The following is a 14,733-nucleotide window of genomic DNA, read 5'->3' on the forward strand; positions in this document are numbered from 1 at the left end:
TAAATTATTACAAGCCAAAATACTTAAAACAAGGATTAACAAAATCCCTGATTTTATGAAATGTTTTTTTTTCATGTTTTTGATTTTTACAAAAAAAAACGGGTTTAAATTTAAAAAGGAACATACTCTTTAAAATTAAACCCATTTTTAAAACTAATTAAACTAATCTATTGTAATCCTTCTAAAAACCCGAAATAAGCAGCTTTTTTATTATAATTTGAATCAAACAATAAAGGCCAATCTGCATTTCCCCAGAAATCTATTAACCAAGATTCATTATCTCGTACTCCCCAAACTGTTAGGGCGAATTTATTTGCTAAAGGAATTGAATTGTATATTTGAACTACTTCTTTATATTTTGCTCTTTGTTCTTGAGCTCTTTCATCTGTTAAAGAAGTGATGTCCTTATTTGGATTCGCTCTAATATCTAATTCTGCAAAATGCAATTTTTTACCTTTTGCAACTACCTGATCTGCTAAACTTTGAATTTGAGATTTTGAAGGACCGTTATACGAAATATGCATTTGAGCTCCAATACCATCAATTAAATCTCCTAGATCATCTACAAGATTGAACATTGCCGCTCTTTTTGTTGAACTAGAAGCCATGTTATAATCGTTATAAAAAAGCAATACATCTGGATCTGCGTCTCTCGCAAATTGAAAACATTTTTTAATATAATCATCACCCATTTTTTGTCTGAAAACAGAATTTCTAAGTGGATGACCTGACCCATCTTCAAAAGCTTCATTCACCACATCCCAAGAACGGACTTTTCCTTTAAATCTTGTTAAAGTGGTTGTAATATAATCTTTCACCATTGCTTCAAATTCAGCATTGGTTCCGGCAAAATTTACAACCCACGAAGGTGTTGCATTGTGCCAAATTAATGCATGTCCGTGAACATTCAAACCATTGGCTTGTGCAAAATCAACCATAGCATCTGCAGCACTAAAATCGTAGTTTCCTTGCGATGGATACATCACATTCATTTTCATCTCATATTCCGAAGTTATATTACTAAACTCCTTTTTTAAGATATCTGTATGCTTTCCTCCTGCATTTACCCATGATGATCTGGTGATGGTACCTACTGAAAAAGTAGTTGCTGCATCTTTCAAACTTGTATCACTTGTTGAACCGCAAAATCCATCTGGACACACTCCATTTTCATCAACCCTTATTGTTTGAGTTGCTATTGTTGTAAGTCCATCATAAATAACATAGTATTTAACAGTATATTCACCTGCTTCATTATATCTAACCCCACTAACACCTGCGTTATCACTTACAATTCCATCTCCTAAACCATAATCCCAAAAACTTTGATATTGCACTGAACCTTCTGTAGTATTTTGAAATGTTACTATATAGGGATCGATTGTTGAAATTGTATAACTAAATGAAGGCTTGACTGTAACTGGTGTTACAACTTCAGGCTCAATGAAACTCCCCTCTTCATTTGAACAAGAGAATAAGAACAGCGTTGTTACTAATAATAGTATTAATTTATTTATTTTCATAATATCTATATTTGGTTAACTTAAGTTCTACAATTATTTTTTTTCTACTTTAATATCATCAATAATGAATGTGCCTGCTGATGCACCCATATCTAAAGATATATTCGTATTTGCTTCATTAGCTACGAAAGTCCAAGTATATTTAGCCCAATCTGTAGTAATTGTATAGTCAGGTGCATATTTTGCTGATGCGTCTGGTTTTGTTGAATAACGAATCACTGCAGGATCACCTTTTGCCCATAAAGTTACTACATATTCAGCATCTACTTCTGTTGCTATGGCATCACTTACAAATTGCACACTCCAAGCGTCTCCAGCAGCAGAATTTGATACTTTAACGGCTCTAGAACCTGTTAACACTTCACTTGTTTCCTCAACAATATTATCGCCTCCATTGTATTTTGCCCAATTTGTAAAATCATTGCCAGAACCATCTTCGAAACCTCCGTTTAAAATTAAACTAGCATCAGAAGGAAGTGGAAGTGCTGAGTCTCCTTTTACAACTTCAATAACATCAATAACAAATGTACCTGCAGATTTACCCATATCTAAAGAGATATTAGTAGCTGCTTCATTGGCTGTAATTGTCCAAGAATACTGTTGCCATTCTGATGTTAATGTATAATCTGGACCATATTGAGCAGATCCATCTGGTTTTGTTGAAAAACGTAACACTTCTCCATTTCCTTTACCCCAAAATGAAATAGTATACTGATCTCCTACTACTGTTTCAATAGCGTCACTTACAAATTGCACACTCCAAGGATCTCCAGCTGCTGCATTTGATATTGTAGCTGCTCTACCACCTATAAGTGCATCTGTTGTAGAAAATATATTATCACCGCCATTATATGCGCTCCAGTTTGTAAAGTCATCACCATCTCCTTCAACTAAATAACCATTTAAAAGTAAATTTTCTGGATTTGTTAAGTATCCTTCCTCTACTGGCACAATTACTTCAATAGTTTGAGATGTTTGTAAAGCATTCGTTGTACTAACCATTGTTAGTGTTACAAATTTACTTCCAGACTCTGTGTATTTATATTCTACAACTCCTGCTTTATCAGCTACCTTCTTTCCTGCAACTTCAAACTCCCAGTAGCAATAAAACGCCTCTTTGTTTGGTGTTGTATTTTCAAAATAATAAATACCTGAATTTTCAGCAGATTCTGTTACTGTAAATGTTGGTTGCGTTAATACAACAACAACATCATCATTATTTGTACACGACCAAATGGTAATGAACAAACATAATAGACCTAATATTTTATTTTTTTTCATAATTGTATTTGTTATTATAATTATTTTAATACTGTAAAATAAAATTGCAAGTTGCTTTAAACGCTTTCTTTCTTACAAATTACTCTACAATCTATTTTATAAAAGACTAATTTTAAGTAGCTTAATAATGGTGTGAGTATATATTATAACACACCATTATTAAAGCTAACAACTAAACATATTATTTAACTCAAGTATTAAAAACCTGGGTTTTGATCTTCTGAATTAATATTTGCATTCGAACTAATCTCAGCATCTGGTATTGGCCATAATTCATTTTTTCCTACTTGAAAATTCGTACCTGCTAATTCAGTAGCTACAATTCCCCATCTAAGCATATCGTCAAAACGAACTTGCTCTCCACAAAGTTCTACTTTACGTTCATGAACGATAGCCTCAAAAACTTGTTGCTTTGTTAAATTAGTTGGTAAATTACCCAACCCAGCTCTTAATCTAACGCGATTAATATATCCAACTGCATTTGCTTGAGTTCCTACTTCGTTTTCACATTCGGCCATCATTAATAACACATCTGAGTAACGAATTACTTTTACGTTAATTCCAGAATTATTATTTTCTGAAGGTTGTTTGTAATAATTTTGATATTTTTTCCAAGCCACTGGTCTAATATTACCTCCGTTTTCAGCAAAATCTCCTTCAACAAACGTATTATCTCCATTGTTATATTTATCTCCTGCTACGTAAAAGCAATCTGCAAATCTCTTATCGCCAGGTTCAAATTCGGAAACTAAATCGTCTGACGGATATACGTTAAACCAATCCAAAACGCCATAATCTTGACCTCTCTTAGTTGCATGATTTGGACCTAATCCATTCACAGGAGACCACCAGAATTGATCAAATCCTAATTCTATATCGTACTCAATTTCAAAAATAGATTCCACTCCATGCTCTGTTTCTTCCATAAAATTATCGTAGTAATTTGTTTCAAGATCATAACCAGATAATTTATTAAACTCATCTAGAGCCAAACCATAAGATTCTTGAGTTCCTTGATATAAATATACTTTACCCAAAGAAGCCTGAGCAGCACCTTTTGTTACTCTACCTTGTGTTTCTACATTCTTATCTAATAAATTAGCAGAAGCGTATTTTAAATCGTCTATAATTAATTGAATCACATCTGCTTTTGTACTTCTTGGTTGCCCTTCTGGATTGTCGGTTCCATCACCTAAATAAATAGGAACTCCACCAAAACGATTTACTAAAAGCCAGTAATAATGTGCTCTTAAAAAACGTGCTTCACCAATAAATTTCGCTTTTTTAGTAGCGCTTAATGTACCGTCTGGAAGCGCATTAATTAGATCTGAATTTGAAATCACAAAATTCGCTTTGTTAATTCCTCTATAACATCCATCCCAATAATCTTTAATAGAAGGTAGACTTGAATCAAAAGAAAAATCATAAAAAGTTACTTTATCTCCTTCTTGTTGTCCGTTACCAGATTGTTCGTGAGCCATGTTGTCCATCATATAAAATACTAATCTACCATACAATCCGAATGGTTGTAAATTTGCATAAACTGCATTTACTGCCGATTCTACCTGAGACTCATTTGAGAAAAAAGTATCTGGTGATAATTGATTTGGATTTTTTAATTCCAAATCATCTTCGGAACAAGAATTTGTTAATATAATTCCGAAAAGTGCTATAACTATTAATATATATTTCTTCATAATTGCTTAATTTTTAAAATGAAACTTGAACTCCTACCAAAACAGATTTAGGCTGTGGATATTTACCTCTATCAATTCCAAATTCACCACCACCAATTTCAGGATCTAAACCAGAATAATCACTTATTGTTACTAAGTTTTGACCACTAACATACACACGTAATTTTGAAAAATAATTTTCAAACATACCCGTTGGAAATGTATAACCTAAAGAAACATTTTTCAATCTGGTGTACGATCCATCTTCAACAAAACGATCTGAAATTCCATTGTTTTGAGGTGCTCCTAAAATTCTAGGTTCTGTTCCTGTTGGGTTGGTTACAGACCATTTATTATCATAATATGATTGACTTACATTAAACAATCTGTTTGCTCCACCCACTAAATCGTACGTATTTGTATTAAAAATTTCGTTTCCTGCAACACCTGTAATAAATAGGCTCATATCGAAATTTTTATATTTAGCATCTAAATTTAAACCGTATGTTAGATCCGGAAATGGATTACCAATAATTGCTCTATCATCAGAGTTTATCATTCCATTACCATCTAAATCTTTAAAACGAATATCTCCTGGCTTCACAATAACTTGATTTGGGTTTGCCCATAATACTTCCTTTACCTCATCTTGAGTTTGGTATATTCCGTCAGTTACTAAACCATAAAAATGGAATAATGATTCTCCTACCACTGTACGTGTCACATCTGCTCCACCCAATTTATAAGGAGATCCTGTAATCTGATCTCTAGCCCCTAAACTTAATACTTCATTTTTTGAAGTTCCTAAGTTTAAATTTGCGGACCAAGTAAAGTCTCCCTCATAATCATTAAATCCTAACACTAATTCAAAACCTTTAGTTTCAACAGAACCAGCATTTACAGGTAAGCTACCTGCATTAATACCACTTGATAATACTGAAGGAATGTAAATTAATAATTCATCACTTGTATTTTGGTAGTACTCTAAAGAAGCTGTGAATTTTTCATTAAATAAGCCTAAGTCTAAACCTACGTTTATAATTTCTTTAGTTTCCCATTGTAAATCTTGATTTGAACCACCGTTTGCTGTTACACCAAATGCAACTGCGCCACCAATAGGATATTCAAAACCACCAGTTAAAGAAGGTGCGTATAAATAATTCCCAATAGCATCACTACCAACTGTACCGTAACTAGCTCTTAATTTAAGATTACTAAAATCTAAACCTTCCATAAAGCCCTCTTTAGCGATATTCCAACCAGCAGATGCTGAGTAAAAGTTAGCCCAACGTTTATTTGCTCCAAATCTTGATGAAGCATCACGTCTAAAAGATGCTGATGCAATGTATTTACCTTCATAATCGTAATTAAGACGCCCTAAGTAACCTATTTTATTTACTTCTGAAGAACTTGAGCTAATACTTGAAAATTCATTAGAAAGTTGGTTTACTTCATCTGTAACAGCATTTTGACTACTTGCACTTTGACTTTGGTTTTGGCCTTCATATTTTTCAACCAATGCTAACACTTCTATATTATGTTTATCATTAATTGTTGTATTATATGTTAAACTATTATCAAATATGATTGTTTGACCATTACCAGAATTACGTGAAATTGCTGCGTATTCTTGTTTGTGTGTACTACTTCCCTCAATACTATCATCACTATATGAAGGTTTGAAACTACTATTATTGTACGTGTAATAATCTAAACCCACTTGAGATTTAAAGTTTAACCCTTCAATAATTTCTAATTCTGCATAAACATTACCTATAATTCCTAATGTTTTATTTACTGCACTACCAAGTGTTTGAGCTCTTACTGCATTTACAGCATCTTGTCCATCTGCTGATGAAGAAGGCCCTTGAAAACCACCTAAGTTATTTGAATTATATACAGATAAATAAGGTGCAGATTTTATGGCGTGTTCTATAAGTGTTCTACCTTCTTCATCTCTTTCAGGATTTTGCTTTCCAAAAGAAAGAGACATAGATTCACCTACTGTAATTTTTCCAAATTTAGCACTGCTATTTGCTCTGAAAGAATATCTTTCAAAACCTGTATCAATTATAGTTCCTTCTTGCTTTAAATATTCGGCAGAAAAAAGGTGTGTTGAATTTTCTGTACCTCCAGAATAGCTAACATTATAATCTTGAAGTAAACCTACTCTAAAAATTTCATCTTGCCAATCTGTATTGGTTTTGTAAGTAGATAATGGTCTATTAGGAAATACTCCTAATTCTCCGGCGTATTTTAAATAATCTATGGTTTCTAATACATCATATCTTTTTGCTACTGTTTGAAAACCTGTGTAAGTGTTAAAATTTAATCTTCCTTTTCCATTTTTACCTTTTTTAGTAGTAACAACAACTACACCACTTGACCCTTGTGCGCCATAGACCGCTGTAGTAGAAGCATCTTTTAATACTGATACTGACTCTATATCATTTGGACTAATACCAGACAGATTCCCTACAATAACACCATCAATTACATATAGTGGATTGTTATTACCCACTGAACCTAACCCTCTAATTAATACCGACGGTGAGGATCCTGGAACCCCACTATTAGTAATAGTAAGACCAGCCGCTCTACCTTGCAAAGCGGATTCTGCATTTGTTACTGGTAGTGCCGAAATATCTTCAGACTTCACCGTAGATATTGCCCCAGTTACTGTTGCTCTACTTTGTTTTCCATAACCTACAACCACTACTTCGCTTAATGCTTGTAATGATTCTTTAAGTATTACATCAATTTTTGTTTGTGACCCAACAGTAATTGTTTGACCAAACATACCTACATAACTATAAGCAAGTTGATTTGTAGGTTTTACATTGTTTAAGGTATAATTACCATCAAAATCTGTTGAGGCACCATTGCTAGTCCCAACGACAAGAACAGTAACCCCTCCTAAAGGAATACCAGACTCATCTGAAACAGTACCGGTCACCGTTTTTGTTTGTGAGAAAGCACTTTGTGTACAAATCATTACCAACGCAATGACTGCCAATTTAAACTTCATCTTCATGTTAAAATAGTTTTAGTTATTAATTTAGTTAGTTGTTTATTTAATTTATTAATGATATTATTTTTGTAATTACTCCACTTGTAGGGGTATCTGCAACGCCTTTAAAACCTGGTTGCTTTCCCCCAACGCTTATTTCTAATGATCCTGGTTCTACTAAAGATTCACCTTCGTCACTTATTAAAGCGTAGCTTTTTGGACTTATATTAAAAGTGACTTTCTTTGCTTCACCAGCTTTTAAATGAATCCTTTCAAAACCTACTAAAGTTCTAGTGGCAGCATTTGCCTTGCCTTTGTGAGAAACATAAAGTTGAACGACTTCATCGCCATCAACTACTCCTGTATTTTTAACCTCAACATTTACATTAATGTCGTTATTTATGGTAACCTCGTCTGGGATGTTCAAATTAGTATATTCAAAACTGGTATAGCTTAAACCATGACCAAACGGAAAAAGAGGATCCCCTTTAAAGTATTTATAGGTTCTATTTTCCATGTTATAGTTTTTAAAATCTGGTAAATCATTTACTGACTTGTAAAAGGTTACAGGCAGTCTTCCTGCTGGGTTATAATCTCCAAACAACACGTCTGCAATGGCATATCCTCCAAATTCACCAGGATACCAGGCTTCTAATATGGCAGAAACATTATCTGCTGCCCAATTAATAGCCAATGCACTTCCATTCAATAAAACTAATATGGTTGGTTTTCCTAAAGCCTGAATCTCTTTCAATAATTTTATTTGCGATTTTGGCAATTCAATTTCAGATCTATCGCCTTTATCAAATCCTTCTAAAACAACTGGCATTTCTTCTCCTTCTATTTCGGGTGAAAGACCCAAACAAAGCACAATCACCTCTGCCTTTTTAGCAACTTCAATAGCTGGATTTAATAAATCTTTGTCCGTTTTTACCCATAGTAAATGTGCTTGCGGATCTGTATGGTAATTAGTATATTCTATTTTTACATTGTATGATTTTCCTTTTTCAAGCTCTTGGTCAAAATAACCAGTTTTAGGATCGTGATCATTAGTGAATTCTGCTTTTAATGTATCGTTAAAATAAATTTTCGCTCCACTTCTTGCTTTTATACCAATTCTATAGGTACCAGACTCTTTAGGAATGATTTGACCTGTCCATCTTATTGAAAACTCATCAGTTTCTAAATTATCTATTGGTTTTTTGTTCATCCATCCAAAGTCGATAACTGAATCGTTTCTAGAGAATTTTGGCGTTCCTTCAAAATTTATATTACCAAAATAGTCTCCTTTCAATCCATTTGAATTACCGTTTTTTAAACAATCTGCAGGAATTGTTTCCAACAATGGCCATCCTTCGGCAATTTCACTTCCTTGAGCGTAATAAATAGTTGCATTTGGTAGTTTTTCTGTTATTGCTTTTAGTGGCGTAATTTTATTATGAGGCGTTCCATGATAATTTCCTAACAGCACTTGTTCTGCATTTGCATTTGGCCCAATGACTGCAATAGATTTTATACTTTTACTTAACGGCAGTGTATTATTCTCGTTTTTTAACAACACCATAGATTCTCTAGCTATTTTTTTAGATAAATCATAGTGTTTTTGACTTGCAACAACACTGTATGGAATTTTTGCCCATTTTACAGCTTCGTCTGGGTCAAACATACCAAGTTTGAAACGTGCAGTCATCAATCTGGTTAGTGCCAAATCAATTTTTTCTTCATCAATTATTTTCTTAAGAACGGCTTCATTCAAGTTAGGATCATAACAGCTTCCGCAATTCAAATCTGTTCCTCTAGAAACTGCTAATGCACTCGCCTCAGCTGGAGTTTCTACCAATCCATGTTTGTTAGGTTCCCAAAAATCATTAATCGCCCAACAATCAGAAACTACATAGCCCTTAAATCCCCAATCGTCTCGAAGAATTCTATTTAGAAGCAAATCACTTCCGCAGCAAGCTTCGTCTCTAAAACGATTGTAAGCACACATTACTGAATGCACATTCGCTTCCTTTACTGCAGCTTCAAAAGCAGGTAAATAGGTTTCGAATAAGTCTTTATTAGATGTGTGGTAATTATCTTCGTGTCTTGATTTTTCTGGTCCACTATGAACCGCAAAGTGTTTTGCCGTAGCTACCAATTTTAAATATTTAGAGTCATCTCCTTGAAGTCCATTTATGTAATTAACCCCTATTCTACTTGTTAAATATGGATCTTCTCCATAGGTTTCCTGTCCTCTTCCCCATCTAGGATCCCTAAAAATATTTATGTTAGGTGTCCAAAATGTTAAACCTTGATAAATTCCTCTTTTACCTTCCTTTATAAACTTGTGATGTTTTGCACGCGCTTCATCGGACACGGCTGTACCCATATCAAATATTAAGGGCGCATTCCAGGTAGCCCCCATTCCAATACCTTGCGGAAAAACAGTTGCTTCACCTGCTCTTGCAACCCCATGCAAACATTCATTCCACCAATTGTATGCTGGAACTCCCAATCTTTCGATGGCTGGAGCATCATAACGCATTTGAGATACTTTCTCTTTCAAAGTCATTTGAGATACAAGGTCTTTAGCTCTTTCATCAAACGACTGTGTTTCATCCTTAAACTTATATGCAATAGATTTATCAGCAGTAATACATGAGTTTAATGCAAACAATAATATAATACCCATGCTTTGAAAAAAGCATGAGTTTCTATTTTTTAATGAGCTCAATAGATTAGACACCATCATCAATTTATCTTTAACTAAAAATCATTATAAGAAGCAAAAGCATAAAACCAATAATTACTATTTCGGCTAAAAATTTATATTTGGATTCACTTTGCTTCACTCTAAAATTTATTTTTATCATTCCAAATATAGATAGCATTTCACTTAATAAATAGCACAAATGAACAAGCTTTAGTAATTTTGATGCCAATATTGAAATATTTGCAAATGCGCAACATTTAATATATAGATAGCACCAATTGTTATAGTTGCCAAATTGTAATTAAAAGATAGCATACAGCATAGGGTTTAACAAAAAGTATTAAATCAATCATTAAAATAAAATCTAGAGAATATTATTTTGATCTATAAAATTGGTGAGACTAGGTTGGTGACAAATAAAAAATAATAAAAAACTAGTTATCCTTGAGGCAGAACCATAGACGTATTCGCTGCTTTGATTTTGGTCTTTGGATCACAAAACAGAAATATTATATTTTACCTCGCTCAGAACTGGGAAAAACCAGTTCTAACCTTTCCGAAGGAGAAGTAAAGCGTAAACTCCTAAGCAGAACATCGGGGAACTATTTAGATTAAATATATCTTACTAAGGTTCTTTTTCTACTTCTACATCAGTAGGGAGAATTCCAAAGTGTGCTTTAAAACATTTTGTAAAATAGGAAGGCGAAGAAAAACCTACTTCATAGCATACCTCACTAATATTTGAATTACCGGCTTCAAGAATTTGCTTTGCTTTTTGAAGTCTTATTTTTCTTAAAAATTCAGTTACAGTTTGCCCTGTAATTGCTTTAATTTTTCGATAAAGTCTGCTTCTACTTAGATCAACTTGTGAGGCTAAAAGTTCTACATTTAAATCTGAATCACTAATGTTCTCGCTAATATAATCCAGTACTTTTTGGATAAATTCTTTATCCAATGAGGCAGCAGTAGTAATATTATCTTTCCCGCTTAATTCTGCAAAATATTTATCAAATATTAATTTTCTACTAATTATCAATTGATTCAACCTCAATTTTAATAACCTCATATCAAATGGCTTTACCATATATGCATCAGCTCCAAACCCAATACCTTGCATCCGATCATCAACGGTTGTTTTAGATGTAAGCATTAAAAGAGGAATATGGCTTGTTTTTAAATCGGTTTTTATTTCTTTACAAAATTCAAAACCATTCATTTCTGGCATAATAACATCGGTTAAAATAACATCTGGAATAATATCTTTTGCTAGCTTCAACCCCTCTTTACCATTGCTTGCAGTAAAAACTTTGTATTGACTTTTAAATTCTCGTTTTAAGTAATTGCGCAACTCTGAACTATCCTCAACAATTAATAACGTGTTTGGCTTGGCCCCTGTTTCTTCTTCATCACTTACATTTATAACATTATTGAGAACAAATTTCTCTTTTTGTGAATCTTCTTTAATAGGATTATCAACTAACTCTTCCTTCTTAAAATGATCCTTACCTACAGGAAGAAGTACTCTAAAGACCGAACCTGTTCCAACATTACTCTCTACTTCAATTTTACCTTTGTGCAAGTGAACGAAATTTTGCACCACTTCTAAACCTATTCCTGTACCTCCGTAATAGGTTTTGCTTAAATTTTCTACCTGATAAAAACGTTCAAATATTCTTTCAACCTGACTCTTTTCTAACCCTGGACCTGTATCTGAAACTCTTATTTCTAACACCTTACTTAATTTATTTGCCTCTAACAAGGGTAACTCAACCAGATTATCTGTAGATAGAATGTCTATATTAATAGCGCCTCCATCTGGAGTAACTTTTACTGAATTTGATAACAAATTAAAAATAATCTTTTCCAGCATACCCTCATCTGCCCATATTAATAAATCTGGTATATCGGCATCAACACTCATAGATATGTTACGGTTATAGGCTTCTTCTTTAAAGTAACTAACTATACCTTTAGTAAAACTCACCAAATTAAATTCTTTTGCTCGAATACTCATTTTGTTTAGTTCGAGTTTTCTAAAGTCCATTAATTCGTTTATCAGTCTATACAGTCTATCTGTATTTTTATAAACTACTTCAAGTTTTTCTTTTGCGCTATATGCTAGATTTAAACTAGTGTCTCTAAGAATATCTTGAAGAGGCGTAATCATTAAAGTTAAAGGTGTTCGGAACTCATGAGAAATATTGGTGAAGAATTGTATTTTTTTTTCATGTAACATTTCTTCTTGTTCTCTTTGGTTTCGCTCATTACGCATGGCTTCCTTTTCTTTCATTCTACTCCTAATGACTCTATTCAACAAATAAACACTTAAAAAGAACAAAAGAATGTACGTTGTCTTAGCCAAATTTGTCTTCCACCAAGGTGGTAAAATGGTGATTTTAATGTTCAATGGTTCTTTATTCCATACACCATCATTGTTAGCTGCTTTAAGCTTGAATGTATAATCACCATAATCTAGATTTGTATAGGTAGCACTCCTTAAGTTGCCGACAAAATTCCATGATTCCTCAAGTCCCTCTAAATAATATGCGTACTGGTTTTTTTCTGGTCTCGTATAATTTATTCCTATATATTCTATAGTAAACACCGATTGTTTATGGTTAAATGTTATGTGATTAGTTTCAGAAATAACCTTATTTAAAGGAGAATCTTTTTTATTTGGCACAACATCTTTATTAAAAATCTTCAACCCTGTTAGGTATAATGAGGGTTGTGAAGTATTTACATTGATATTATCAGGATTAAAAAAATCAATCCCTCTGTAATTCCCAAAGTATAGAGCGCCATCAATTTCTCTTAATACTGCATTAAAATTAAAATCATTGGACAATAAGCCATCATTATAAGTGTAATTGACAACTTCATTGGTATTTACGTCTAATCTTGAAATACCCGAATTTCCACTTATCCATATATTCCCGTCCAAACTTTCTATAATACTTGCAACATTCTCTTCATTGAATCCTGAAAATTTATTGTACCATTTAAATTCATCCCTTTTTTTATCATATCTACAAAGTCCAGCACCTCTTGTCCCAATCCATATAATATTGTTAGAACTTTCGAAAAGAGACAAAATATGATTGGCACTTCTATTGTAGCCATAGGCTTCCCCCATTCTATTAGCATAAGATATAATAGAAAATTCTCCATTATTACGTTTTTTAATTTGAAAAAGACCTTCGGTTGTTCCTAACCAGATGGTGCCATCTTTATCGCATAATATCTTTCTAACATCACTTGTTGTTATTTGGTATTTGGCAAAAAGTTGAGAGTCATGGTATGTTATTTTATTGGTTTTTGGGTTGAATGAATGGAGACCTCTATAAAAAGTACCAATCCAAATTATACCCTCTTTATCTTCAGCAAAACTTAAAATAGCATTGGACCATAAATTCCCATTTGTATTCTGATTGTTCATATTGATGAACTTCTTTGCTCCTTTTTTTAAAAGATAAACACCATTGTCCCAACTTCCTGCCCATACATTGCCTTTACTGTCAATAAAAACAGATTGGATATAATCACTCGTCAATCCCGAATAAATATTGTTTGCGTTTTTACTTATATGATCCATTTTAGAGGTTTTGGCATCATAAAGGTCTATGCCTCCACCATCCATTCCAATCCATACTTTGTCACTTTTATCTTTTACTATGCTTGTAACAGAACCTACTTTTAATGAATTTGGATTACTCGTTAAGCTTTCAATATTTCCAAATTTATCATACAATTTATCACTCACTGCTACACCACTATTGTAATAACCCATCCATATTCGTTTGTTTTTATCAATAAACAAAGACCATATGGAATTGGAACGGATACTGTTTTCATCTGTTTTATTGTACACGTAGTTTTTAATGATAGACCCATTTTTATTTAAATGGAAAAGTCCATCATTTTCAGAACCAAACAATATAGTTCCATCAGACAATTCTGCTCCATTTAATATTCGTTTATTGGATATAGGAAAATGAATATTTTCTTCTAGCTGGCTCTCGTTATCAAATCCATATTTATATACCCCAGCTGACATGGTACCAACCCATAAATTATTATCATTATCTACTAACATAGACTGTATAGGGCTTTCAATATCCCTTTTGTTTAGAGCTGTTTTTGGATACACAATAACATTCTTTATTGTATCAATAACTCTAAGTCCTACACTTGTCCCTAAAAAAACTTTGTCTTTCGCAATTAATTGAATACTGTTAATCGAGATTGGGTTTACTTCAGTACTAGAAATTCTTAGAACATGTAATGTTTTTAAATTAATTTTAAACAAACCTAATTGCCTTGTACCTACATAAAGATTCCCGGCATTATCACCATTTAAACTTAATACGGATACGTTGGATTTATTTAAGCCAAGTGATACTTTTTTAAATTGATCTAAATCTCTATTATAAAGATTCAAACCATCTTCGGTTCCAACCCATAATTGATTGCTTTTGTCTAAATAAGAACAAAAAACAAGATTACTTGAAAGCGAAGTAGAATCATTTATTTTATATTTATAAGATG

The 14,733-nt window shown here is 32.9% G+C and carries 6 protein-coding genes; all 6 read right to left on the reverse strand.

Annotated elements, in window-relative coordinates; translation table 11 throughout:
* Positions 1-167: 167 nt before the first annotated feature.
* The gene (locus EV196_RS19365) at positions 168-1,523 is read right to left on the reverse strand and encodes an endo-1,4-beta-xylanase (protein WP_132219439.1); all 1,356 of its coding nucleotides are present in this window, start codon (positions 1,521-1,523) and stop codon (positions 168-170) included.
* A 33-nt stretch (positions 1,524-1,556) separates the two neighbouring features.
* Positions 1,557-2,804: a carbohydrate binding domain-containing protein gene (locus EV196_RS19370; protein ID WP_132219440.1), complete on the reverse strand. Its 1,248-nt coding sequence runs from the start codon at positions 2,802-2,804 to the stop codon at positions 1,557-1,559.
* A 197-nt stretch (positions 2,805-3,001) separates the two neighbouring features.
* Entirely contained in the window at positions 3,002-4,501 is a 1,500-nt protein-coding gene (locus EV196_RS19375) for a RagB/SusD family nutrient uptake outer membrane protein (protein WP_132219441.1), read from the reverse strand.
* 13 nt (positions 4,502-4,514) lie between these two features.
* Positions 4,515-7,514, reverse strand: coding sequence for a SusC/RagA family TonB-linked outer membrane protein (locus EV196_RS19380; protein ID WP_132219442.1), 3,000 nt, complete (start codon positions 7,512-7,514; stop codon positions 4,515-4,517).
* 40 nt (positions 7,515-7,554) lie between these two features.
* Complete coding sequence (locus EV196_RS19385; RefSeq protein ID WP_165876211.1) at positions 7,555-10,164, reverse strand: glycoside hydrolase family 3 protein; 2,610 nt, start codon at positions 10,162-10,164, stop codon at positions 7,555-7,557.
* 646 nt (positions 10,165-10,810) lie between these two features.
* The coding region (locus EV196_RS19990; RefSeq protein ID WP_165876212.1) for a hybrid sensor histidine kinase/response regulator transcription factor at positions 10,811-14,733 on the reverse strand (3,923 nt) is incomplete at its 5' end.

The organism is Mariniflexile fucanivorans, from assembly GCF_004341235.1.
GTDB classification, from domain to species: Bacteria; Bacteroidota; Bacteroidia; order Flavobacteriales; family Flavobacteriaceae; genus Mariniflexile; species Mariniflexile fucanivorans.

Bases quoted from the DNA above. Each gene is read 5' to 3' on its own strand.
- EV196_RS19380 (WP_132219442.1), bottom strand. From the start codon at position 7,514: ATGAAGATGAAGTTTAAATTGGCAGTCATTGCGTTGGTAATGATTTGT.
- EV196_RS19375 (WP_132219441.1), bottom strand. From the start codon at position 4,501: ATGAAGAAATATATATTAATAGTTATAGCACTTTTCGGAATTATATTA.
- EV196_RS19385 (WP_165876211.1), bottom strand. From the start codon at position 10,164: ATGGGTATTATATTATTGTTTGCATTAAACTCATGTATTACTGCTGAT.
- EV196_RS19370 (WP_132219440.1), bottom strand. From the start codon at position 2,804: ATGAAAAAAAATAAAATATTAGGTCTATTATGTTTGTTCATTACCATT.
- EV196_RS19365 (WP_132219439.1), bottom strand. From the start codon at position 1,523: ATGAAAATAAATAAATTAATACTATTATTAGTAACAACGCTGTTCTTA.